Annotated in this window: 25 protein-coding genes; 20 read left to right on the forward strand and 5 right to left on the reverse strand. The window is 61.5% G+C overall.

The annotated features are described in order from the left end of the window. Window positions 1–99: 99 nt before the first annotated feature. Entirely contained in the window at window positions 100–735 is a 636-nt protein-coding gene (locus tag FY112_RS18675; RefSeq protein WP_151519030.1) for a LysE family translocator, read from the reverse strand. 160 nt (window positions 736–895) lie between these two features. Here FY112_RS18675 and radA point away from each other — a divergent pair, with 160 nt between their 5' ends. From radA to FY112_RS18695, 4 genes are all read left to right on the forward strand, one after another. Further along, window positions 896–2,296 carry a DNA repair protein RadA gene (gene radA / locus FY112_RS18680; protein ID WP_003547017.1) on the forward strand — a complete coding sequence of 467 codons (1,401 nt, stop codon included), beginning with the start codon at window positions 896–898 and terminating at the stop codon, window positions 2,294–2,296. A gap of 89 nt (window positions 2,297–2,385) precedes the next feature. Continuing rightward, entirely contained in the window at window positions 2,386–3,012 is a 627-nt protein-coding gene (locus FY112_RS18685) for a CvpA family protein (RefSeq protein ID WP_017959796.1), read from the forward strand. Between the two features lie 148 nt (window positions 3,013–3,160). Then, window positions 3,161–4,651, forward strand: coding sequence for an amidophosphoribosyltransferase (gene purF / locus FY112_RS18690; RefSeq protein ID WP_025393957.1), 1,491 nt, complete (start codon window positions 3,161–3,163; stop codon window positions 4,649–4,651). Window positions 4,652–4,729: 78 nt separating this feature from the next. Further along, entirely contained in the window at window positions 4,730–5,470 is a 741-nt protein-coding gene (locus FY112_RS18695; RefSeq protein ID WP_017959795.1) for an SDR family NAD(P)-dependent oxidoreductase, read from the forward strand. 28 nt (window positions 5,471–5,498) lie between these two features. On the opposite strand, the gene FY112_RS18700 is transcribed toward FY112_RS18695, so the two are convergent. Continuing rightward, window positions 5,499–6,248: a GH25 family lysozyme gene (locus FY112_RS18700; RefSeq protein WP_131629214.1), complete on the reverse strand. Its 750-nt coding sequence runs from the start codon at window positions 6,246–6,248 to the stop codon at window positions 5,499–5,501. Between the two features lie 352 nt (window positions 6,249–6,600). Between FY112_RS18700 and cysS the strand changes: the two genes are divergently transcribed. The 7 genes from cysS (at window position 6,601) to rarD (ending at window position 13,297) form a co-directional block, all read left to right on the forward strand. Then, window positions 6,601–7,992: a cysteine--tRNA ligase gene (gene cysS, locus FY112_RS18710; protein WP_151519031.1), complete on the forward strand. Its 1,392-nt coding sequence runs from the start codon at window positions 6,601–6,603 to the stop codon at window positions 7,990–7,992. After that, a complete protein-coding gene (locus tag FY112_RS18715) occupies window positions 7,989–8,465 on the forward strand; it encodes a GFA family protein (RefSeq protein WP_131644683.1) in 477 nt (158 codons plus the stop codon). Before cysS ends, FY112_RS18715 begins: the two co-directional genes overlap by 4 nt. Further along, complete coding sequence (locus FY112_RS18720) at window positions 8,462–8,950, forward strand: GFA family protein (protein ID WP_094086322.1); 489 nt, start codon at window positions 8,462–8,464, stop codon at window positions 8,948–8,950. The genes FY112_RS18715 and FY112_RS18720 overlap by 4 nt, the downstream gene beginning before the upstream one ends. Beyond that, window positions 8,947–9,423 (forward strand): GFA family protein, encoded by a 477-nt coding sequence (locus FY112_RS18725; RefSeq protein ID WP_017959789.1) that lies wholly within the window; start codon window positions 8,947–8,949, stop codon window positions 9,421–9,423. The genes FY112_RS18720 and FY112_RS18725 overlap by 4 nt, the downstream gene beginning before the upstream one ends. Then, window positions 9,420–10,382: a prolyl aminopeptidase gene (gene pip, locus FY112_RS18730; protein ID WP_094086323.1), complete on the forward strand. Its 963-nt coding sequence runs from the start codon at window positions 9,420–9,422 to the stop codon at window positions 10,380–10,382. Before FY112_RS18725 ends, pip begins: the two co-directional genes overlap by 4 nt. A gap of 181 nt (window positions 10,383–10,563) precedes the next feature. Then, window positions 10,564–12,177, forward strand: coding sequence for a citramalate synthase (cimA, locus tag FY112_RS18735; RefSeq protein ID WP_017959787.1), 1,614 nt, complete (start codon window positions 10,564–10,566; stop codon window positions 12,175–12,177). 208 nt (window positions 12,178–12,385) lie between these two features. Further along, complete coding sequence (gene rarD, locus FY112_RS18740) at window positions 12,386–13,297, forward strand: EamA family transporter RarD (protein WP_020485980.1); 912 nt, start codon at window positions 12,386–12,388, stop codon at window positions 13,295–13,297. A 111-nt stretch (window positions 13,298–13,408) separates the two neighbouring features. Here the strand turns inward: rarD and FY112_RS18745 are convergent, their stop codons facing one another. Beyond that, the gene (locus FY112_RS18745) at window positions 13,409–14,032 is read right to left on the reverse strand and encodes a TIGR00730 family Rossman fold protein (RefSeq protein ID WP_003558142.1); all 624 of its coding nucleotides are present in this window, start codon (window positions 14,030–14,032) and stop codon (window positions 13,409–13,411) included. 155 nt (window positions 14,033–14,187) lie between these two features. Here FY112_RS18745 and FY112_RS18750 point away from each other — a divergent pair, with 155 nt between their 5' ends. The 5 genes from FY112_RS18750 to FY112_RS36830 all read left to right on the forward strand — a co-directional run bounded on the left by FY112_RS18750 (window position 14,188) and on the right by FY112_RS36830 (window position 20,536). Beyond that, on the forward strand, window positions 14,188–16,206 hold the full coding sequence (locus tag FY112_RS18750) for a LysM peptidoglycan-binding domain-containing protein (RefSeq protein ID WP_151519032.1): 2,019 nt from the start codon (window positions 14,188–14,190) through the stop codon (window positions 16,204–16,206). A 212-nt stretch (window positions 16,207–16,418) separates the two neighbouring features. Beyond that, window positions 16,419–18,296: an ABC transporter ATP-binding protein/permease gene (locus tag FY112_RS18755; protein WP_151519033.1), complete on the forward strand. Its 1,878-nt coding sequence runs from the start codon at window positions 16,419–16,421 to the stop codon at window positions 18,294–18,296. Further along, window positions 18,194–19,129, forward strand: coding sequence for a phosphatidylserine decarboxylase (locus tag FY112_RS18760; RefSeq protein ID WP_280760681.1), 936 nt, complete (start codon window positions 18,194–18,196; stop codon window positions 19,127–19,129). Before FY112_RS18755 ends, FY112_RS18760 begins: the two co-directional genes overlap by 103 nt. A 79-nt stretch (window positions 19,130–19,208) precedes the next feature. Further along, window positions 19,209–20,054, forward strand: a complete 846-nt coding sequence (gene pssA / locus FY112_RS18765; RefSeq protein ID WP_003558134.1) for a CDP-diacylglycerol--serine O-phosphatidyltransferase — start codon at window positions 19,209–19,211, stop codon at window positions 20,052–20,054. A 335-nt stretch (window positions 20,055–20,389) separates the two neighbouring features. Further along, window positions 20,390–20,536, forward strand: a complete 147-nt coding sequence (locus FY112_RS36830) for a hypothetical protein (protein ID WP_017959783.1) — start codon at window positions 20,390–20,392, stop codon at window positions 20,534–20,536. Window positions 20,537–20,762: 226 nt separating this feature from the next. Here the strand turns inward: FY112_RS36830 and FY112_RS18770 are convergent, their stop codons facing one another. Both FY112_RS18770 and FY112_RS18775 read right to left on the reverse strand, forming a co-directional pair. Further along, a complete protein-coding gene (locus tag FY112_RS18770; protein ID WP_131708422.1) occupies window positions 20,763–21,527 on the reverse strand; it encodes an SOS response-associated peptidase in 765 nt (254 codons plus the stop codon). A gap of 41 nt (window positions 21,528–21,568) precedes the next feature. Then, on the reverse strand, window positions 21,569–21,889 hold the full coding sequence (locus tag FY112_RS18775) for a YnfA family protein (protein ID WP_072638916.1): 321 nt from the start codon (window positions 21,887–21,889) through the stop codon (window positions 21,569–21,571). 72 nt (window positions 21,890–21,961) lie between these two features. On the opposite strand from FY112_RS18775, the gene FY112_RS18780 reads away from it, so the two are divergent. The 4 genes from FY112_RS18780 to FY112_RS18795 all read left to right on the forward strand — a co-directional run bounded on the left by FY112_RS18780 (window position 21,962) and on the right by FY112_RS18795 (window position 23,991). Further along, the gene (locus FY112_RS18780; protein ID WP_131708423.1) at window positions 21,962–22,378 is read left to right on the forward strand and encodes an NUDIX domain-containing protein; all 417 of its coding nucleotides are present in this window, start codon (window positions 21,962–21,964) and stop codon (window positions 22,376–22,378) included. A 34-nt stretch (window positions 22,379–22,412) separates the two neighbouring features. Further along, window positions 22,413–22,856: a TIGR02301 family protein gene (locus FY112_RS18785; RefSeq protein ID WP_017959779.1), complete on the forward strand. Its 444-nt coding sequence runs from the start codon at window positions 22,413–22,415 to the stop codon at window positions 22,854–22,856. 103 nt (window positions 22,857–22,959) lie between these two features. Then, entirely contained in the window at window positions 22,960–23,217 is a 258-nt protein-coding gene (locus tag FY112_RS18790; protein ID WP_003546972.1) for a hypothetical protein, read from the forward strand. Between the two features lie 18 nt (window positions 23,218–23,235). Further along, a complete protein-coding gene (locus FY112_RS18795; protein ID WP_026158612.1) occupies window positions 23,236–23,991 on the forward strand; it encodes a hypothetical protein in 756 nt (251 codons plus the stop codon). Window positions 23,992–24,077: the final 86 nt, after the last annotated feature.

Raw genomic sequence — 24,077 nt, forward strand, 5'->3', positions numbered from 1 at the left:
TTTTAGGCCGGGTCGGCCTAAAAGCTGAATCCTGTTCTACATTATATAGTTAGAGCATGATGTCGACCGAAAACCGCTCACACTTTTCGGCATCATGCTCTAGCGGCTGCTGAGGGCGAGACGGACACCGAGCGCCACGAAAAGTGCACCGAGGCCGCGATCGAGCCAGAGGCCGATTTTTTGATTATGCCTGATTGCATCCGCAAGGCGCCCGCCGAGAAGGACGAGCGGCGGTTCGATGAAGGCTGCGACGACGATGATGAGCCCGCCATGCAGCATGAGCTGCGCCCATGCCGGTCCTGCCCCTTCGACGACGAATTGCGGCAGGAAGGCCAGGAAGAATATCGCCACTTTCGGATTGAGCAGCGACACCAGAATTCCCTGCCGATAGATTCTTGCAACCGGCAATTTTTCACCAGCAGCCTTTATCAGGCCATCGCCGCCACGGGAGCGCAAAGCCTGGATGCCGAGCCAGACGAGATAGGCGGCGCCGATCCATTTGACCGTGGAGAAGGCGACGGCGGAAGCGGCAAGTATGGCCGAGAGACCGAGTGCAGCCATCAGCACGTGCAGGCAGGCGCCGGACCAGACGCCGAACAGCGCGGAAAAACCGGCACGTTTTCCGCTTCTCATCGTGTGACCGAGGATGAAGGCGATATCGGGTCCAGGCGAAAGGTTCAGCAAAACCGCTGCCGACAGAAATGCAAGCCAGTGCGCAAACGAATAATCGAACATTTTCCACCGTTCCGAATGAGGAGCAAAGGATAGGCATGGGTGCGCTGATGGGGAAATCATTAGTTTTGATCCGTCGCGATAGCCATTATCTCAAGCACGATAATGATTCGGTGAAGCGGCGCGTCGCTTCGCTCGGGAACCCGGACTGAAAGAGTAATGGATGGCGAAGGCCAGGACACAATTCATCTGCCAGAGTTGCGGCACGGTTCATAACCGCTGGGCTGGCAAATGCGAGAACTGCGGCGAGTGGAACACCATCGTCGAGGAAGACCCGATGGGCGGGATCGGCTCCGGTCCCGGTAAGACACCGAAGAAGGGCCGACCGGTGGCGCTGACGGCGCTCTCCGGCGAGATCGAGGAGGCGCCACGCATCCATACCGCCATGTCGGAGCTCGACCGGGCGCTCGGCGGCGGTTTCGTGCGCGGTTCGGCGGTGCTGATCGGCGGCGATCCCGGCATCGGCAAATCGACGCTGCTGATGCAGGCCGCCGCCGCCCTTGCGCGGCGCGGCCACAAGATCATCTACGTCTCCGGCGAAGAAGCCGTGGCGCAGGTGCGGCTGCGGGCGCAACGCCTTGCGGCGGCCGATACCGATGTGATGCTGGCAGCCGAAACCAATGTCGAGGATATTCTGGCGACGCTCGCAGAGGGCAAGCGGCCGGACCTCGTCATCATCGATTCCATCCAGACGCTGTGGAGCGAACTTGCCGAGTCCGCGCCGGGAACGGTGACGCAGGTGCGCACCGGCGTGCAGGCAATGATCCGTTTCGCCAAGCAGACAGGGGCCGCCATGGTGCTCGTCGGGCATGTGACCAAGGACGGGCAGATCGCCGGGCCACGCGTCGTCGAGCACATGGTCGACGCCGTGCTCTATTTCGAAGGCGACCGCGGCCATCACTACCGCATCCTGCGCACGGTCAAGAACCGCTTCGGCCCGACCGACGAGATCGGCGTCTTCGAAATGTCCGACAGAGGCTTGCGGGAAGTCGCCAATCCTTCCGAGTTGTTCCTTGGTGAGCGCAACGAAAAATCGCCGGGTGCTGCCGTCTTTGCCGGCATGGAAGGCACCCGCCCCATTCTCGTCGAGGTGCAGGCGCTGGTGGCCCCAACCTCACTCGGCACGCCGCGCCGCGCCGTGGTCGGCTGGGATTCGGCACGGCTGTCGATGATCCTGGCGGTGCTGGAAGCCCATTGCGGCGTCAGGCTCGGCCAGCACGACGTCTATCTCAACGTCGCCGGCGGTTACCGCATCTCCGAACCGGCGGCCGATCTTGCCGTCGCCTCGGCGCTCGTTTCCTCGCTTGCCGGTATTGCCCTTCCTGCCGATTGCGTCTATTTCGGCGAAGTCAGCCTGTCGGGTGCCATCCGGCCGGTTGCGCACACCGCCCAGCGTCTCAAGGAAGCCGAGAAGCTGGGTTTTTCCGCAGCGCTGCTTCCATCTGCCTCCGCCGAATTGCCGAAGGGCTCCGGCGGGCGCTGGAGCGAAGTCGCAAGCCTGCCGGATCTGGTCGCGCGCATCGCCGGATCGAAGGGAGCGCTGCGTGTGGAAGACGACGTTTGATCCTTTCATTGCCAAGAGTGGTGATGATATAGGAGCACACGATAAGGCACGACACGGCCGCCAAGCGGCAGTCCTGGAGTTGAATTTACATGCCCATTACGATTTTCGACGGTATTGTCATCGGCGTCGTGCTCTTCTCCGCCGTGCTGGCGATGGTCCGCGGCTTTTCGCGCGAGATTCTTTCGATCGCGAGCTGGGGCGGTTCGGCCGCCGCTGCCTATTATCTCTATCCGTACCTGCTGCCCTATGCGAAGAAATATACCGATGACGATCGTATCGCGATCGTCGGTTCGGCAGCGGTCGTCTTCCTGATCGCGCTCATCGTCATCTCCTTCATCACGATGAAGATCGCGGATTTCATCATCGACAGCCGTGTCGGCGCACTCGACCGCACGCTCGGCTTCCTGTTCGGGGCAGCGCGCGGCGTGCTGCTCCTGGTCGTTGCCGTCGCCTTCTGGAACTGGCTCGTCGATGCCGACCACCGTCCGACCTGGGTCAACGAAGCGAAGTCGAAGCCCTTCCTGGATTCGATGGTCGTGAAGCTGAAATCGGTTCTGCCGGAGCAATTTGCCCAGATGATACCGGAAAGCATCCGTGATAAGCTGCAGCCGCCGGCACAGGGCGCCGAAGGTACCACTCCGCCGACGGGCGACCAAGCTCCGGCGGAAGACGCACCGACCGCGCCTGCAGACGGCGCGCAGCAGCCGGCGAATTGACACAGTGTTCAAGAGCTTGACCCGCCTTCCGGCAATCGCCATTTGAGCGGGACGTGAAATGAGGGTCCGGCCGAGCATTCCAGCTCCGCCGGGCTCAGCTATTTCTGGAAATGCCGATCCATTCTTGTGAGAGCAGAGGCCCGCAGAAATGAACCAGTCCCATTCCTTCCCGACCGACGATCCGCTCGACGGAGATACACTGCATGAAGAATGCGGGGTTTTCGGAATTCTGGGACATCCCGATGCCGCCGCGCTCACCGCTCTTGGCCTGCATGCTCTGCAGCACCGTGGACAGGAAGCGGCCGGCATCGTCTCCTTCGACGGCAAGCGCTTTTATCAAGAGCGCCACATGGGCCTTGTCGGCGACCATTATACCAATCCGATGACGCTGGCCCGCCTGCCCGGCAGCATTACGATCGGTCATACCCGCTACTCGACAACCGGCGAAGTAGCCATGCGCAACGTGCAGCCGCTCTTTGCCGAACTGGAAGAAGGCGGCATCGCCATTGCCCATAACGGCAATTTCACCAACGGCCTGACGCTGCGCCGCCAGATCATCGCGACCGGCGCCATCTGTCAGTCGACCTCCGATACCGAAGTCGTCCTCCACCTCATCGCCCGTTCCCGCCACGCTTCCACGTCCGACCGCTTCATCGATGCCATTCGTCAGATGGAAGGCGGCTACTCGATGCTGGCCATGACGCGCACCAAGCTGATTGCCGCGCGCGACCCGACCGGCATCCGCCCACTCGTCATGGGAGAATTCGACGGCAAGCCGATCTTCTGCTCGGAGACCTGCGCGCTCGACATCATCGGCGCCAAGTTCATCCGTGACGTTGAGAACGGCGAGGTTATCATCTGTGAAATCCAGCCCGACGGTTCGATCAGCATCGATGCGCGCAAGCCCAGCAAGCCGCAGCCGGAACGCCTCTGCCTGTTCGAATATGTCTATTTCGCTCGCCCGGACTCGGTCGTCGGTGGCCGCAACGTCTACACGACGCGCAAGAGCATGGGCATGAACCTTGCGAAGGAATCGCCCGTCGATGGCGACGTGATCGTGCCGGTGCCGGATGGCGGCACGCCGGCGGCGCTCGGCTATGCGCAGCAGAGCGGCATCCCCTTCGAATACGGCATCATTCGTAACCACTATGTCGGGCGCACCTTCATCGAGCCGACGCAGCAGATCCGCGCCTTCGGTGTGAAGCTGAAGCATTCGGCCAACCGGGCAATGATCGAAGGCAAGCGCGTGGTGCTGGTCGATGATTCCATCGTGCGTGGCACGACGTCTCTCAAGATCGTCCAGATGATCCGTGAAGCCGGGGCGCGCGAAGTCCATGTCCGCGTCGCAAGCCCGATGATCTTCTTCCCGGATTTCTACGGCATCGACACGCCTGACGCAGACAAGCTGCTGGCAAACCAATATGCCGATGTCGAAGCCATGGCCAAATATATCGGCGCGGATTCGCTCGCCTTCCTGTCGATCGACGGCCTCTATCGCGCCGTTGGCGGTGAGGATCGCAATCCGGTCCGGCCGCAGTTCACCGACCATTATTTCACCGGCGACTATCCGACCCGCCTGCTCGACAAGAACGGCGAGTCCATGGGCAACAAGATTTCCATGCTTGCCAGCAACGGCTGACACGGCGCGCCGGTTTTTCCATTGTCCATTCCGAGGGGTGCATCGCACCCCTCTCCCTTCGTGAGGGAACACAACGTCATGAATATCAATCTTGAGGGCAAGATCGCACTCGTCACCGGTGCGTCGCGCGGCATCGGCTATTTCACGGCGCTGGAACTTGCCAAAGCCGGCGCCCATGTGATTGCCTGCGCACGCACGGTCGGCGGGCTTGAGGACCTCGACGATGCGATCAAGGCTGTCGGCGGCACGGCGACGCTCGTGCCCTTCGACCTTGCCGACATGAATGCGATCGATGCGCTCGGCGGCTCAATCTTCGAGCGCTGGGGCAAGCTCGACATCCTCGTCGCCAATGCCGGCGTGCTCGGCGTCATTTCGCCAATCGGCCATATCGAAGCGAAGGTGTTCGAGAAGGTGATGACCATCAACGTCACCGCAACATGGCGGCTGATCCGCTCGGTCGACCCGCTGCTCGCCCGCTCCGATGCCGGCCGTGCGGTGATCCTGTCTTCGGGTGCCGCTCACAAGTGCCGCCCCTTCTGGGGCGCCTATTCCGCTTCCAAGGCTGCGGTCGAAGCGCTGGCACGCACATGGGCCGGCGAAAGTCAAAGCACACCGCTGCGGGTCACCAGCGTCGATCCGGGGGCGACACGCACGGCGATGCGGGCGCAGGCGGTGCCCGGCGAAGATCCCCAGACGCTGCCGCATCCCTCCGAGGTCGCAAAGGCGATCCTGCCGTTGCTCGGGCCTGGTGTGACGGAGACGGGCAAGTTGTTCATCGTCCGGGAGAACAAGCTTGTCGATTATCGCCTGCCGGAATAAGCCGGACATTTCAGATAGGCCGGACATTTCAGTTCGCTGCAACGGCGGGGAACAGATGCGCCAGGCCCGTTGCCGACGGGCATAGCGCATTGAGGTCAACCGGTCCCTGGATGCCGTCCAAGGTGCCGTTGTCGGCAAATTGCCAGATTGACCAATGACTGCACTCTTCCTGCCTCGGTTCCCTGAACACGCTGCGCAGCCATAGATAGTGGTCGGGAAAGCGCGATTCATTGCCTTTCAGATATTGATCGAAGAACTCCTGCGTGACGTAGAAAACAGGCTTCTCCGGAAAGGTGCCCTTCAGCTCTGTGAAGAAGGCGTTCACCTCGGCAGCCATTTCCTCGAGCGTCGGGATTTTGTTGCAATTGCCGACAAACTCCAGATCGACGGCGATCGGCAGAGTTCCCTGCTCCTTCGGCACGGTCGCCAGGACATTCTGCGCCTGATCCTTGCCCGGACGGCAGAAGGTGAAGAAATGATAAGCGCCCCTGACCACTCCAGCATCTCCGGCGCGCTGCCAGTTGTCGGCGAACTTGGAATCCCGATGGTCTCCGCCTTCGGTCGCCTTCATGAAGGCGAAACGGACATTCGGCTGCGCGGCAACGGCCTTCCAATCGATATCGCCCTGGTGATGGCTGACATCGATGCCTTGGATTGGATAGTTGCTGAGAGAGGGATTGTTGAAGCGAAGCATGCCGAAATCGTATGCGAAATATGCAGCGAATGCGACCACCAGAACTGCAGTCGCTCCGATCGTCGATCGGGCAAGTCTCCGCATCCCTTCCTCCTATTTTCAACAGCTTCTCAACTGGCTATGCGAGATTTGTGAGCCGAAAATGGCGGACGAATTTCAAGAGCGCGCTAATGGGTTTCAAAGACGTTGGTTGCTGCCATCGATTCACCGGATAGATGTATCCTGTTGCCGATGGATCGCTCTTCGCCCCTTGACCGGAAGCGCGAACCGGGCCATAAAACCCGCCATGAAAACGGTTATTTGCATTATCTGCCGGAAGATTATTCGCTAGCGCGAGCGCTGGCCCGGCCGTTTTCGTCTCCCAAATAGTCAAGATGCGAAACGCCCCGGTCCGCCGGTCGCGATATTTTTCTGATCGTGCCTTTGGGAGAGTGAAATGGACGCGACGCCGGAACTGAAGCTATACAACACGCTGACGCGGGAAAAATCGGTCTTTTCGCCGATCGATCCCAACAATGTCCGCATGTATGTCTGCGGCCCGACCGTCTATGACTTCGCTCATATCGGCAATGCCCGGCCAGCCATTGTCTTCGACATGCTGTTCCGGCTGCTGCGCCATGCCTATGGCGAAGATCACGTCACTTATGCCCGCAACATTACCGACGTCGACGACAAGATCAATGCGCGGGCGCTTCGCGACCATCCGGACTTGCCGCTCAATGAAGCGATCCGCGCGGTCACTGAAAAGACCGAGACGCAATATCACGCGGATGTCGCCGAACTCGGCTGCCTGGAGCCGAGCTTCGAGCCGCGCGCCACCGACAATATCGTTGAGATGACCGAGATCATCGAGAAGCTGATCGGCAACGGTCACGCCTATGTCGCATCAGGGGAAGTGCTGTTCGACACCAAATCCATGGCGGATTACGGTCAACTTTCGAAGCGCCCGCTCGACGAGCAGCAGGCCGGCGCCCGCATCGCCGTCGACGCGCACAAGAAGAACCCGGGTGATTTCGTGCTCTGGAAGCTGTCGAGCCACAACGAGCCCGGCTGGGAGAGCCCGTGGGGCCGCGGCCGGCCCGGTTGGCACATCGAATGCTCGGCGATGAGCAAGCGTTATCTCGGCGACGTCTTCGACATTCATGGCGGCGGGCTGGACCTGATCTTCCCGCATCATGAAAACGAGATCGCCCAGTCGCGCTGCGCCCACGGCACCGAGGTGATGGCGAACGTCTGGATGCATAACGGCTTCCTGCAGGTCGAAGGCCGCAAGATGTCGAAATCCGAAGGCAATTTCGTCACCATCCACGAGTTGCTGCACACAGACATCTTCGGCGGCCGCAGCTGGCCGGGCCAGGTGCTACGCCTTGCCATGCTGATGACGCATTACCGCGAGCCGATCGATTTTTCGATCAAGCGGCTGGAAGAAGCCGAACGGCTGCTCGCCAAATGGCCGGCGGCAGAAGCCGGCGATGCGGCGCCCGATGAAACCGTGCTGAACGCGCTTTCCGACGACCTCAATACGGTCGCGGCGGTGCAGGCATTGCATGCGCTGGCCCAGGCTGCCCATGCGGATCCCACAGCCCGTGCCGTCTTTGCCGCAACGGCCGACCTTCTGGGCCTGTTGCCGAAAAAGATGGAAATCGACGAAGCCGTCGCATCGGCAGTCGATGCGCTGGTTGCGATGCGTCTCGAAATGCTGAAGGCGAAGAACTTCACCGAGGCCGACAAGATCCGCGACGAACTGGCGGCAAAGGGCATCCAGTTGAAGGACGGCAAGGATGCGGTGACCGGCGAGCGCGTGACGACGTGGGAGGTCAAGAGATGACGACCTATACCGGCGGCTGCCAATGCGGAGCGATCCGTTTCCGCGTCAGCGGCGACATCAAAGATTCGTCGATCTGTCATTGCCGCATGTGCCAGAAGGCGTTCGGGGCCTATTATGCGCCGCTGGTCTCGGTGCGCGGCGCCGATTTCGAATGGACACGCGGAGAGCGGAAAAGATTCCGCTCTTCCAATTTCGTCGAGCGCGGCTTCTGCGGCGATTGCGGCACGCCGCTCACCTATGAGGCGCCGGATGGAGTGGCGGTAGCTGCAGGCGCATTCGACGATCCGTCATCCCTTCCTCCCACCATTCAATGGGGCGTGGAAGGCAAGATCGGCTTCGTCGATCATCTGCACGAATTGCCCGGAGAGCGAACCGAGGCGGATCTGGCTGCAGGCTCCTTCCTCAACGAACTCGTTTCCTATCAGCATCCCGACCACGATACGCCGGTCTGGCCGCCGGAGGATCGCACTTGACCGGCGTGGCGAAGCAGACGGGCGGATGCCAGTGCGGGGCGGTCCGTTATCGGGCCAGCGGCGAGCTCGGCTACCCACACATCTGCCACTGCCGCATGTGCCAGAAAGCCGCCGGCAATTATTTTCTGCCGCTTGCAGCGGCCATGCGTAAGGATTTTGAGCTGACGCGCGGCGCCCCGAAATGGTTTCAGTCCTCGGATCTGGTGCGGCGCGGTTTCTGCGGCGATTGCGGCACGCCGCTGTTCTACGATATTCCCGAGGCGGACTTCATCAACATCACGCTCGGCTCGCTCGACGAGCCCGATACGGTCAAGCCGGTGATGCAATCGAATACCGGCCGCAAGATGTCCTGGTTTCATGCGCTCGACGGTCTGCCGCTGGAACCACAGCCTGAAACGCCCGACCGCGAAAACACGATCGCGGCAAGCAACCATCAGCACCCCGACCACGACACGCAAAATTGGCCCCTCGGAGAAACCTCATGACGGACACGATAAAAACAGGCGGATGCCAGTGCGGCGCGGTGCGCTTCCGCATATCAGGCAGGCTGGGGCGGCCCTCGATCTGCCATTGCCGCATGTGCCAGAAACAGTTCGGCGGCTTCTTCTCCGCGCTGGTCACCGCGCCTGAGGAAGGGATGGAATGGACGCGCGGCGAGCCGAGCTACTTCCAGTCCTCGGTCAATATCGAACGCGGCTTCTGCAGCAATTGCGGCACACCGATGGCCTATCGCCATCCGGGCGGGCTGGAGCTTGCGATCGGCACCTTCGACGACCGCAGCGACCTCGCACCGCTGATCCAGGTCAACTACGAGGCACGCCTGCCCTGGGTGGAGACGATTTTCGAGGCGCCGGTGCTGAAGGATCAGGATTTCTACGCACGACAGGAGGCGATCATCTCCTTCCAGCATCCCGACCACGACACGGAAGTCTGGCCCGCAAAAGGCGTGAAGATATGACCGAGATACTGCGCACGCTCTATCCCGAAATCGAACCCTATGCTTCCGGCCATCTCGATGTCGGCGACGGCCATGTGATCTATTGGGAGCGCTCGGGCACGCCCGGCGCCAAGCCTGCCGTCTTCCTGCATGGCGGTCCGGGCGGCGGCATCTCACCCGCCCATCGCCGGCTTTTCGATCCCACTCTCTACGACGTCATGCTGTTCGACCAGCGCGGTTGCGGCAGGTCGACGCCGCATGCGGAACTCCATGCCAACACGACCTGGCACCTCGTCGCCGATATCGAGCGGCTGCGCGAGATGGCCGGCGTCGACAGCTGGCAGGTGTTCGGCGGTTCCTGGGGTTCGACGCTGGCGCTCGCCTATGCCGAGACGCATCCGGAGCACGTCTCCGAGCTCATCCTGCGCGGCATCTACACGCTGACCAAGGCCGAGCTCGACTGGTACTACCAATTCGGCGTCTCGGAAATGTTCCCCGACAAGTGGGAGCGGTTCATCGCGCCGATTCCGCCGGAAGAGCGGCATGAGATGATGCATGCCTATCATCGTCGCCTGACGCATGAGGACAGGAACGTGCGCCTTAAGGCCGCGCAGGCCTGGAGCATCTGGGAAGGCGAAACGATCACACTGCTGCCGGAACCTTCGACGAGCGGCAAGTTCGAGGAGCCGGAATTCGCCTATGCATTTGCGCGCATCGAGAACCATTTCTTCGTCCATGCCGGCTGGATGGACGAGGGACAGTTGATCCGCGATGCCGGCAGGCTCAGGGATATTCCGGGCGTCATCGTACATGGACGCTACGACATGCCCTGCCCGGCCAAATATGCCTGGCTGCTGCACAAGGCCTGGCCGAAGGCAGAGTTCCACCTGATCGAGGGCGCGGGCCATGCCTATTCGGAGCCGGGGATTCTCGATCAGCTGATCCGGGCGACGGATAAGTTTGCCGGGAAGCAAGACTGATCGTTGGCATTGGGGGCAGCCCCTCACCCTAACCCTCTCCCCGCCCGCGGGGAGAGGGGACGTGCCCCGCGATACGGTGCGGCATATCCCTTCTCCCCGTCATAACGGGAAGAAGGTGGCGGCAGCGGATGAGGGGCAGCATCCGCACTTCATAACAACCCGCCTGGCGGGAGGAAACGACATGAAAGAACGCATCTATCTCTTCGACACGACGCTCCGGGACGGGCAGCAGACGCCCGGCATCGATTTCTCCGTCGAGGACAAGATTGCGATCGCCGCCATGCTGGACGAGTTCGGCATCGATTACGTCGAGGGCGGATATCCCGGCGCCAATCCGACGGATACGGCCTTCTTCAGCGAGAAACGCACCAGCCAGGCCAGCTTCGTCGCCTTCGGCATGACGAAGCGGGCGGGCGTTTCGGTCTCCAACGATCCCGGCATTGCCGGGCTGCTGCAGGCAAAATCCGACGCCATCTGTTTCGTCGCCAAGAGCTGGGATTATCATGTCGCGGTGGCGCTCGGCTGCACCAACGAGGAAAACCTCGAATGCATCGCCGAAAGCGTCAAGGCGGCGGTTGGCGCGGGCAAGGAGGCGATCGTCGATTGCGAGCATTTCTTCGACGGCTTCAAGGCCAATCCGGCCTATGCGCTTGCCTGCGCCAAGACGGCCTATGAGAGCGGCGCCCGCTGGGTCGTGCTCTGCGACACCAATGGCGGCACGCAGCCGCCGGAAGTGCGGGCGATCGTCGAGGCGGTGATCGCCTCAGGCGTTCCCGGCCACTGTCTTGGCATCCATGCGCATAACGACACCGGCCAGGCGGTCGCCAATTCGCTTGCCGCCGTCGACGCCGGCGTCCGGCAGATCCAGGGCACGCTGAACGGTATCGGCGAGCGCTGCGGCAATGCCAATCTGGTGACGCTGATCCCGACGCTGGCGCTGAAGAGCGCCTACAACACACGTTTCGAAACGGCGATCGACGAGGAGCGGCTGCTCAACCTCACCCGGTTCTCGCATGCCTTCGACGAGCTGCTCAACCGCTCGCCCGACCACCAGATGCCCTATGTCGGCGCTTCCGCCTTCGCCACCAAGGCAGGCATCCACGCATCGGCGCTGCTCAAGGATCCGCGGACCTATGAACACGTGCCGCCGGAAACCGTCGGCAATTTCCGCAAGGTCATGGTGTCCGACCAGGGCGGCAAGGCGAACTTCATCAATGCGCTGAAACGGCGCGGTATCGCGGTCGCCAAGGATGATCCGAAGCTCGACCTGCTTATCTCCATCGTCAAGGAGCGTGAATCCATCGGCTATGCCTATGAGGGCGCGGATGCGAGCTTCGAGCTGCTGGCGCGCCGCACGCTCGGCACGATCCCGGAATTCTTCACCATCGAAGGCTTCCGCGTGATGATCGAGCGCCGCTTCGACAGTCTCGGCCGAGTGAAGATCGTCTCGGAGGCGGTGGTGAAGATCACCATCGACGGCCAGACGCTGATGTCGGTGGCCGATGCCGAAGGCCCGGTCAACGCGCTCGACCTCGCGCTGCGCAAGGATTTCGGCAAGTACCAGCACGAGATCGACGATCTGGTGCTCGCCGATTTCAAGGTGCGTATCCTCAATGGCGGCACGGAGGCAATCACCCGCGTGCTGATCGAATCCACCGACAGCGACGGGGTGCGTTGGTGGACGGTCGGCGTCTCGGAGAACATCATCGACGCTTCGTTCCAGGCGCTGATGGATTCGGTCATCTACAAGCTGATGAAGAACCGGCAGCTGGCGGGCAAGATCGCGGCGGAATAAACCTATTCCGCCGGCTCGGCGATAGGGTCCCAGCCCTCGCCCAATACCATTCGCTTCCTTCGGACGCCGCCCCCCACCGCAGGGCGTCGGATCATCTCGCCCGTCTCCCGGTTCAAATCCTCTCACCCTTCATTCAACGAAATGAATTGGCCTATTCACGGCGCTTAAGCTAGGCCGGATCAGAAGAAGAACAAAGATGGAAACACCGATGTCGACCGATGCATCCGTTCCGTTGGCCAAGAACGAAGACAGTCCGCGCGGGTTCGCCTTCGCGCTGACGGCCTATCTGCTCTGGGGCTTCCTGCCGATCTACATGAAGGCGGTGGCGCATATCTCGCCGGCCGAGGTGATCGCCCATCGCATCGTTTGGTCGCTGCCGCTGGCGGGCATCGTGCTGATCGTGCTCGGGCGCACGCAGGATATCCGCGCAGCGCTCAGTTCGCCGCGCATGCTGGCGATGGCGGCGCTGACGGCGTCGCTGATCACCGTCAACTGGGGCACCTATGTCTGGGCGATCGGCGCCGGCCATTCGCTCGATGCAGCACTCGGTTATTTCATCAATCCACTGTTCAGCATCTTCCTCGGCGCAGTGTTCCTCAAGGAAAAGCTGCAGCCGCTGCAGATTGCGGCGATCGCGCTTGCGGCGCTTGCCGTCGCCATTCTCGCACTGGACAGCGGCGGCATCCCGTGGGTGGCGCTGACGCTGGCGGTCAGCTGGGGTTTCTACGCCCTGTTGCGCAAGACGCTGCCGCTCGGGCCGAACCAGGGCTTCTTCCTCGAAGTGCTGATCCTCAGCGGGCCGGCCCTCCTCTACATCCTCTATCTCGAATTCGGCGGCCAGGGCCACCTCTACCGCACCGGTCTTGCAGATACGACCCTGCTGCTCGGCTGCGGCGTCATCACCGCCGTGCCGCTGATGATCTATGCGAACGGCGCCAAGCTCTTGAAACTCTCGACGATCGGCATCATGCAGTATATCGCGCCGACGATGATCTTCCTGATCGCGGTCTTCGTCTTCCACGAGCCATTCGGCACGGCACGCATGATTGCCTTCCCGCTGATCTGGGCGGGGCTGTTCCTCTATAGTTGGTCGATGCTGAAGGGAAGCCGGGAGCGTTAGAGCAATTCCAGCAAAAGTGCGCAGCGGTTTTGCATCCGGGATTGCGTAAAACAAAAGCTTGGAGCGGTTCGGCGCTTCCGTGAAAGCCGAACCGCTCCAAAGGCGCGCGCGCTACATCTTCGAAATTACTTCGTCCTCGCCGTCACGATCGGCGGCGAGTTGGGCTGCCTGGGCCATGATCGCCGGAATGATGCCGGAGATCTCGTCGACGACGAGCGGCTGCACCCGGTGGGCAGTGTGCAGGAAGCCTTCTTCAGTCATATGGCGCATCAATTCCATCATCGGATCCCAGAAACCGTTGACGTTGGCAAAGACCATCGGCTTCTCGTGGCGACCGAGCTGCGCCCAGGTCATGATCTCGACGATCTCCTCCAGCGTACCGATGCCGCCGGGCAGCGCGACGAAGGCATCGGAGCGCTCGAACATGGTGTGTTTGCGCGCATGCATGTCAGGGGTTACAATGAGTTCGTTCAGCTGACCGAGCGAGTGGCGAGTCGCTTCCATATCGATCAGGAATTCGGGAATGATGCCCGTGACCTGACCGCCGCCTGAAAGCACGCCGCTGGCAACCGCGCCCATGATGCCTTTGGTACCCCCGCCATAGACGAGGCGCAGGCCGTATTCGGCGATCTCTCTTCCGAGAGCACGCCCGGCCGCCATGTGGGAAGGATCGCGTCCCGGCCTTGAGCCGCAGTAAACGCAGATGGATCGAATCGATACAGATTGTTCGGTCATGAGGGCAAAACAACTATTCCATTTCAATGCAGTCAAGAAAATTGACTGAAAAGCAGCGTGCCTAGCTTGCCTAATTGCTTTGAATGCTTGTGGAAAGCAACGGGAATCGCTAGCAATTTTGGGTACTACGGCAAATTGCCGCCTTGGGAGACATAATGATGAAGAACCGTGCCGGCTTGCTGGCCCTTGCAGTCCTCGCAATCGCAATCCTACTGATGGTGTTTGTCGTTATGCCGCGCATCGGCGGCGATGCAACCAAGGTCGGAGACGCCATCAACCAGGCGAGCACGGAGGTCAAGAACACGGTTAACGAGGCGGCAAAGACATCGCGCTCCGCCGTGGGCGACACGGCTGCGGTCGCCGACAAAGTGGGTCGCCTTTCGGCCGATGCCGGCGTATCGCTCAGCGAGCTCAAGGCATTGTTTGCCGACGGCAAAGGCCCTTCCATCGATGTCTTCACTGCCGCCAAGACCAAGGCCGTGAACGCGCTGACCGCGCTTGCCGATTTCACCATTCCCGAGGGCCTCGATCCCGCGACCCAGACCCTTGCCGCCAAGGCCAAGGAAGGCGGCGCGAAGGCGCTCGCCATCATCCGGTCGCTGCCCGAGAACATCGCCGATGCGCTTGCCGCGATCGCCAAGGCCGAGGTTGCGCTGACCGGTGCGCCGGAGACCGCCCCTGGGACGAATACGGCGGCGGAAAATACCAGCCCGAAGCTTCCTGCCTTCGACGTATTGCGCGTCGAGCCCGACGGATCGACGGTGATTGCCGGTTCCGCCGAGCCGAACGGCAAGCTCGAGGTGCTCGACGGCGAGAAGGTGGTGACGACGGCCAATGTCGATGCAAGCGGCGATTTTGCTGCCGTTCTCGACGATCCGCTTCCGGCCGGCGACCACCAGCTCGTCCTCAAGTTCACGGGCAAGGACGGCAAGAGCACGCTTTCCGAAGAAGTCGCGACCATTTCCGTGCCGAAGGATGGCAATGGCGCCAATCTGCTCGCCATGGTTTCCAAACCCGGCACGGCGAGCCGCATCATCACCGCGCCGAAGGCCGGAACCGAAGTTGCCGATGCTTCCAACCCAATGGCACCGCCTGCTGCACCTGCCGCAACAGCTGCAGCAACCGGCGAGCTGGCGCTGCAGACGCCGAACCTCACCGACACCCCTTCCGGCGCCGCTGATACGGCACCGGCCATTCCCGGCACCGCGGCACCTGATAAGACGAATGTGCCCGACATCATGGTCAATGCCGTCGAAATCGAGGGCAACAAGATCTTCATTGCCGGCACGACGCGCTCCAATGCCAAGGTCATCGGTTATGCCGACGACAGCCTCGTCGGCCAGGACACGGCCGGCTCCGACGGCCATTTCGTCATCGACGGGGTGGTGACGCTCTCGGTCGGCGACCACAAGATCCGCGTCGATATCGTCGATCCCGCAGGCAAGGTGATCGTGCGTGCGGCGGTGAATTTCAACCGCCCGGCCGGCGATCAGGTGAGGGTTGCCGCGCAATCGGCGCCCACCGAGGCGAACGGTGCTTCCTCGATGGTGCTGCTCGACGAAGGCGAACTCGGCAAACTCAAAGCAGAAGTCGGCAAGGCCTTCGGGCTGCTGAAGGGGCTATTTGCCGATGGCAAGCTGCCCGGCGCCGAACAGCTCGCAGCGGCGCGCTCGGCAACGGAGTTCGCGCTACGCTCGGTCGCCGACTTCCGTCCGGCGGCCGATGCGCCCGATGCCTTCAGGCAAACGTCCGGCTCGGCCTCTCAGGTCGCCGGCAATGCGCTGAAGCTGCTGCAGGGCCTGCCTGGGGATGCGAAATCCGTCGGCGCCGCACTTGAAAAACTGGGCGGGATGATCGCCGAACTCACCGCTGCACCCGCGCCGGCAACGCCATCTGCAAACGATGTCGGAAGCAACCAGCCGAAGACGATCGAACAGGCGCCGCTGACGGCAAACAATGCGGCGGTCATCATTCGCCGCGGCGACACGCTGTGGCAGATCTCGCGCCGCACCTATGGCCTCGGCGTTCGTTACACGACGATCTACATCGCCAACGAGGACAAGATCATCAATCCCGATCGCATCCGCCCTGGCCAGATTTTTGGCCTGCCGAAGGATGTCCTGCCGAATGCCGAAGAGCTGCACCGCAAGCGCATGTCCGGCCAGCATCTCTAAGCTGCTAAACAACGCGACGAGGCCGGGCGGGACAAGCGCCCGGCCTCGTCGTTTCCTTACCCCAGCAATTGTTGTATTCGTCCGCCCGGCACCCTATCTGGCGGTGGCGGCTGCGGGATATGGGAAGCGCTTTCAGGTAGGTCCCGGTTCCGCGCTCCTGCCGCCATCGAATCGCCGCAATCGCGGCAAGCTCATCCGGGCTGGAGACAAGCATGGCAAACAGCAAGACAGTCTCCGAATCCAACCTGCCGCGGACGCTTCTCAACCTTTGGCCCTATATGTGGCCGGCCGGCCGGCCCGACCTGAAAATGCGCGTCGTCTGGGCTTCGGTCTACCTGCTGATCTCCAAATTCGTATTACTGCTCGTTCCCTATTTCTTCAAATGGTCGACCGATGCGCTGAACGGCAGGATGGATCTTGCCGGCTCGGTGCCACCGCTGCTGGCCGGCGCCATCGCGCTGGTGATCGCCTATAACATCACCCGGCTGATCCAGCTCGGCCTTAACCAGCTGCGCGACGCGCTCTTTGCCAGCGTCGGACAACATGCGGTGCGCCAGCTCGCCTACAGGACCTTCGTGCATATGCACGAGCTGTCGCTGCGCTTCCATCTCGAGCGCAAGACCGGCGGGCTTTCGCGCATCATCGAGCGCGGCACCAAGGGCATCGAGACGATCGTGCGGTTCACGATCCTCAATTCGGTCCCGACCGTCATCGAATTCCTGCTGACGGCAGCGATCTTCTGGTGGGGCTACGGCTTCTCCTATCTCGCCGTTACCGCTTTTACCGTCTGGGCCTATATCTGGTTCACGATCCGCGCATCCGACTGGCGCATCGCCATCCGCCGGTCGATGAACGACAGCGATACCGACGCCAACACCAAGGCGATCGACTCTCTCCTCAATTTCGAGACCGTCAAATATTTCGGCAATGAGGAGATGGAGGCAAAGCGTTTCGACAAATCGATGGAACGCTACGAAAAGGCGGCGACCGATGTCTGGACCTCGCTCGGCTGGCTGAACTTCGGCCAGGGCGTCATCTTCGGCATCGGCACGACCATCATGCTGGTGCTGTCGGCGCTGGCCGTGCAGCGCGGCGAGCAGACGGTTGGCGATTTCGTCTTCGTCAATTCGATGCTGCTGCAGCTTTCCGTACCGCTCAACTTCATCGGCTTCGTCTACCGCGAAATCCGCCAGGGGCTGACCGATATCGAGCAAATGTTCGATTTGCTTGAGGTGCAGACCGAAGTCAAAGACGCGCCTGATGCGACCGAACTTCGGATCGGCCAGGGCGCGATCTCCTTCAAGGACGTGCACTTCGCCTATGATGCGGCCCGTCCGATCCTGAAGGGCATTTCCTTCGAGGTGCCGGCCGGCAAGACGGTCGCCGTCGTCGGCCCGTCGGGTGCGGGCAAATCGACGCTGTCGCGGCTGCTCTATCGTTTCTACGATATCCAGAGCGGCGCGATCGCCGTCGACGGCCAAGATATCCGCACGGTGACGCAGAAGAGCCTGCGCTCGGTGATCGGCATGGTGCCGCAGGATACCGTGCTCTTCAACGACACGGTCGCTTATAACATCCGCTACGGCCGCACATCGGCCAGCGACGACGAGGTCTTTGCGGCGGCCGAGGTGGCGCAGATCGCGCATTTCATCGAAACGCTGCCCGAGGGGTTCGAAACCAAGGTCGGCGAGCGCGGGCTGAAGCTTTCGGGCGGCGAGAAACAGCGGGTGGCGATCGCCCGCACCATCCTCAAGGCGCCACCGATCCTGATCCTCGACGAGGCGACGTCGGCGCTCGACACGACGACGGAACGGGAAATCCAGGAGGCACTCGACCTGGTTTCGAAGAACCGGACGACGCTTGTTATCGCCCACCGGCTTTCGACAGTCATCAGCGCCGATGAAATCATCGTGCTCAAAAGCGGTGAGATCGCCGAGCGTGGAACACATGCCGCTCTCCTCGAAAAGAACGGCCTTTATGCCTCGATGTGGAACCGCCAGCGCGAGGCGACACAGGCGGAGGAACATCTGAAGCAGGTGCGCGAAAGCGACGACCTCGGCGTGATAACGCGGCTTGCTCCGGCAAGCTGACAGCGGAAGCCGACGCCGGCCGGCTTTTGTTGTTTAGAACCCCGGCGCGGGAACCAGGGCCGACGCCACAGCATTGCCCCAGAGACGGTTTTTCGCTAACCAGCAAAAATGAAAACGCAAGGAGACCGGCAGCCATGAGCCTGTTCAACACGGTTCGCAACACGATCGTCCCCGTGCACAAGGAGGGTTATCCCTTCGTTGCCGCCTTCTTCGTCGCGTCGCTGGTCCTGGGCTGGATCTTCAAGCCGCTCTTCTGGATCGGCATGATCTTCACGCTCTGGTGCGCCTATTTCTTCCGTGATCCGGAGCGCGTGACCCCGCAGGATGACGACCTGGTGATCTCTCCCGCCGATGGCAAGGTCTCGGCGATCCAGATGGTGACCCCGCCGGCCGAGCTCAACCTCGGCTCCGAGCCGATGCTGCGCATCTCCGTTTTCATGAACGTCTTCAATTGCCACGTGAACCGGGCGCCGATGCGCGGGCGCATCGTCAGCATCAACTACCGCTCCGGCAGCTTCGTCAACGCCGAGCTCGACAAGGCGAGCGAAGACAATGAGCGCAACGGGCTGGTGATCGAAACCCAGCACGGCCAGATTGGCGTCGTGCAGATCGCCGGCCTCGTCGCACGGCGCATCCTCTGCTGGGCGAACCCCAACGAACCGGTGGATGCCGGCGAGCGCTTCGGGCTGATCCGTTTCGGCTCGCGGCTCGACGTATTCCTGCCCGCCGGTGCTGCGCCACGCGTCTCGCTCGGCCAGACGGCGGTTGCGGGAGAAACCGTCATCGCCGAATTCGCCTCCGCCAAGGGTCCTGTCATCAGCCGCCGCAGCTAGAGCGGTTCAGCTTTTCACGGAAGTGCAGAAGCGCTACGCACAGTTGCTGGAATTGCCTTAGGAACGATTGGAACGCGATATGGAAACGCCTTTTCCGCCTTTCGAGCCCAATGGGCCAGATGATTCCGCCCGCGGCCCGCGTCTGCGCGAAATCCCGCTCCGGCTCGTCTTTCCAAATCTCATCACCATTCTGGCGATCTGCGCCGGATTGACCGGCATCCGGCTGGCTTTCGAGAACCGTTATGAGCTCGCCGTCTCCATGGTGCTGCTCGCTGCCTTCCTCGACGGCATCGACGGGCGCGTGGCACGGCTGATGAAGGCGACCTCAAAGTTCGGCGCGCAGATGGATTCGCTTGCCGACATCGTCAATTTCGGCGTCGCGCCCGCCCTCGTCGTCTATGTCTTCGCGCTCGACCAGGCGCGCTCGCTCGGCTGGATCGCCGCCCTGATCTATGCGATCGCCGCCGGGCTTCGCCTTGCCCGCTTCAATGTCATGGCCGAACGCGAGAACAAGGCAAGCTGGCAATCGGAATATTTCGTCGGCGTACCGGCGCCGGCCGGCGCCATGCTGGTGCTGCTGCCGGTCTATCTCGGCTTCCTCGGGCTGGCGACGGACCGCACCTTCGCCTATCTCTCGTCGATCTACACCGTGCTCATCGCCTTCCTGCTGATCAGCCGGCTGCCGGTCTGGTCGGGAAAATCGGAAGGCAATCGCTTGCGGCGCGATCTCGTGCTGCCGATGATGCTCGGCGTCGTGCTCTACGTGGCTCTGCTGATGAGCTACACCTGGGAGGTGATGGTCTTCACCGTTGCCGCCTACCTCATATCGCTTCCCTTCGGCGCGCGGAAATGGCGGCGGAAATACGGGACGCTGACGATCGAGGAACCCGGCATCGGCGACGACGATATCGGCCGGCACATCTGATCACCGAGCATTTCCGGATTTCTCCAAATGACGGAAATGCTCTCTCTCTCTCTCTCTCTCTTCGTTCTGAGGGATACTTGGGAAAAGCGCAGGTTTCCCCGGAGAAAACCGTGCGCTTATCCGGCTGTTCCGCATTTTCCCGAGAAAACCGCTTTCGCACTTTTATTGGAACTGCTCTCTTCAGTAAGTATTAACCAACGTAGGCTTCAGTTAAGCCTCGCGAATTATGGTGCGCGTTTACAAATCCTGATGAGCTACGCCGCCATTTTGTCGCTATTCGTGACGAAACATCAAACTATAAAATGCCCAGGGAAGAACCACGTAAGGAGAGTATCGTGACTTCGAAGACGAGCAGTACCGGCGAACAGCAAGCGGCCAAGCCAGACCTTGCCGCCAATTATCGCCCCGTCGGCCTGAAGGCTGTTGCAGCAGCATCGCTGATGGCGAAGCATAAGCCGACCAGCGTCAAAAAATCCGCTTGAAGCGGAAGGCTTCAAATCAGAACCGTGCGTGCTCTCGGGTTACATCCGTCAGGCACCGCTGACCAAGTGAACGACGAGAGGCAATCGCCGGAATCTTCTGACAACGCTCTGCCAACATAAGCACAACCCGAAAAACCTGATGGACGAAGCGATGCATCGCCACCGCCAATGTGACACGTCGGCGCCGATAGGTCGCCGACGGGCCGGCTGGTGCGGCGGACAGTGTTCAGAAGAAGCTGAGTTGGCCGTCGTCGGGCTTTTGCTTCTCGGGCGTCTTCAACGGCTTTTCGATGACGACCGGCTCCTGCAGGTCGGGACCCATATTGGCAACCTTGTTGACCTTGTCGGAGACCGGCACGGCCTCGAAAAAATCATCCTGAACTGGCTGCATCAGGTCGACCACCTCGCGCGGTTCCTGCGTCTTGCAATCGAGCCAGCGCGTGAAATCCTCGGGTTTGATGACGACGGGCATGCGATCGTGGATCGCCGATATGGCTGAATTGGCCGATGTCGTCAGGATCGCGCCGGTATCGACCTCGGAGCCGTCGGCAGAAGACCATGTCTCCATCAGCCCGGCAAAGGCGATGACCCCACCCTGACGCGGCCTGATCCAGTAGGCCTGCGGCCGCTCGCCGCTTTCCTTTGGCGGACGGTGCCATTCATAGAAACCGGAGGCTGGGATGAGCACGCGGCGATGACGCATGGCGGCGCGGAAGGAGGCCTTGCCGATCGCGGTTTCTGCGCGCGCGTTGATCAGCAGCGGGAAATCTCTCGGATCCTTGACCCAGCCCGGCGTGAGGCCCCAACGCACGAGCACGGCGCGCCGGTCGGCCAAGTTGCTGCCCTGCTCCCTGCCCTCGCCTGATATGACGACGAGGATTGGCTGCGTCGGCGCGATGTTGTAGCGCGCCGGAAAATCGTCGAAATCGAGACCGGAGAAGACGTCGCTCAGGTCGACGCTGGAGACTGTCAGGGCGAAACGTCCACACATCGGCCTGTCTTTACACCCGGCTGGTACTCCGTCAAGACGCCTCAACCTCTCGGCGCGAAGAGGATGAGGCTGGCGCCGGCAAGGCAGATCAGCGCACCGCCGATATCGTAACGATCCGGCACGCGGGCTTCGACCAACCACAGCCAGAGCAGCGAAGCGAGGATGTAGATGCCGCCATAGGCTGCGAAGGTGCGGCCGGCGGCCTCGCTCGGCACCAGCGTCAGAAGCCAGGCGAAAAGCGCCAGGGAGATCATGCCCGGCGCCAGCCACCAGATGGATTTTTCGAGCTTCAGCCATGCCCAGAAAGCGAAGCAGCCGGCGATCTCGAAGACTGCGGCAAAGGCGTAGATGATGTAGGTCACGGAAGCACCTTTCGAATCCCCGTCGCACTATTCCTCCGATAAGATGGGCCATCACAGCAAGAGCAGCCTCCGATGATCTCCACCGCCAAAGCCGCCTCCTCCGCCATTCTCGAACGCGACGGACGATTCCTCCTCGTGTTGCGGCGCAACCCGCCTTCCGCCGACATGTACGCCTTTCCCGGCGGGCGGGCCGAGCCCGGCGAAACGCCGGAGCAAACGGCATTGCGCGAACTCCATGAAGAGACCGGCATTTCGGCACGTAATCCGCGGCTGTTTTCGACCTACGACCTGAAGACGCATGCGGCCGACGGCAGCGTCAAGAGCCATTTCCTGCTGTCGGTCTTTCGCGTCGATGCGGATCGGGATGCCGTGGCGGAAGCCGCCGACGATGCGGCAGCCATCGGCTGGTACACGGTGGAGGAAATCCGCCGACTGCCGGTGCCGCAGAGCGTGCTCGAATGCGCGGAGCGGCTGGCGGGCGGCGAATAGACGTGGAAACTTTGAAGTACGCCTTGTTGCCGTCATGCTGAGCGTATCAACTGTGAGCATGATTCCCGTTCGACGCGTTTTTCTGTCCCTGCTCGTCCTGGCCGGCCCCACGATGGCGCAGGGCAAGAATACGCCGCCTCCACAGGAGGAGCAGATTGCACCGCCGGTCGTGAGCGTACCCTATGACGACAAGCTGGCGCGGTTCGCCGAGGTGCTGGGTTCGGTGCATTATCTGAGAACGCTCTGCAAGGCGGCGGGTGGCGACGAGTGGCGAAACGGCATGCAGCAGCTGCTCGATTCGGAGACCGGCAACGAGCCGCAGCGCAAGGAAAAGCTGACAGCTGCCTTCAATCGCGGCTATCGCGCCTTCGCCTCGGTCTATACGGATTGCACCCCGGCGGCCATCGTGGCAGAAGAGCGCTACCGTAACGAAGGTGCAACACTTGCCACAGAAATTACCTCGCGCTTTGGAAATTGACGTTTAATTAACCTGTTTTCGCATGCGGACGTGTCGTTTTGGGAAAAGGCTGTTAGTGTTGTTAACTGTGCAGTAAGACATGAGAAGTTCTGAGGAAAAGACAATGGAAGCAAGCCTCAACGACATCGACGACATGATCGTCCACGAAAAGATGCAGGCAGCTCTGGAGTACCAGAACGAAGCTTGGGCCGACGGCATGGCCGACGGGATCGAGCCTGAAATCATCGCTGATGCCGCCATTGCACATGCGCTGCGCGAGACGATCAGATTGCATGGGGAAAAGAGCGCCGAAGCCCTGCTGGATTCGCTGCGTGAGCGCATGCTTGCCGGCGAATTCTCCGCGAACCGCACCCTGCAATAATTGTTACCAGAGAGTTTGATGCACACCGGTAAAGAGAAAGTTTCGCGAATTTCGCTCGCGCCGGTGCTGCTTGCGTTCAGCCTCGCCGCCGGCAATGTTTTCCTTGCGCCGGCAGCCTACGCGCTTTCCGAACTGCACAAGATCCCCGGCCAGGCGGCCAACGAGACACCCGCACAGGGAAGCGCTCAGGGACAGAGCCAGCCGCAGGGCGGGGCCACTCCCGGTGTTCCCATGGCCGATCCGCTGGTCAACAGCCAGAGCAATCAGGGTGTCGACAAGACGCCGGGGGCTCAGGACAATTCCAAGCCCGCCGAGGTGATCTACGATATCAGCAAGGTGCCAGAGCCGGTTCGCAAGATGCGCGAGCAGATCGTCGAGGCGGCCGCATCCGGCGATCTCGAGCGGCTGCGGCCGCTGATGGGCACTGGTGCCGACCAGACGCAGGTGACTGTGGGCGAACCGACCGACGATCCGATCGGCACGCTGAAGGATCTGTCGGGCGATCCTGACGGCGACGAGATCCTTGCCATCATGCTCGACATCATCTCGACCGGCTTCGTGCATGTCGGCCAGGGCACGCCCGACGACATGTATGTCTGGCCCTATTTTGCCGAGAAGGACCTGAAGTCGCTGACACCGCCGGAGCGCGTCGAGCTGCTGCGCATCGTCACGGCCGGCGATCTCTCCGACATGCAGGAATTCGGCGGATATAATTTCTATCGCCTCGGCATTACGCCTGAGGGTAAATGGAAATTCTTCACAGCGGGGGATTGATGCCCATCTCGCTTGCGCTTTTCACGTTTCGCATGGCGCTTGCGATCCATCTCATGAAGACATACCTCTGAGCGATAACCAACGCG

This window comes from Rhizobium sp. PEPV16 (assembly GCF_008919455.1).
In the GTDB taxonomy this organism is placed as follows: Bacteria; Pseudomonadota; Alphaproteobacteria; order Rhizobiales; family Rhizobiaceae; genus Rhizobium; species Rhizobium leguminosarum_Q.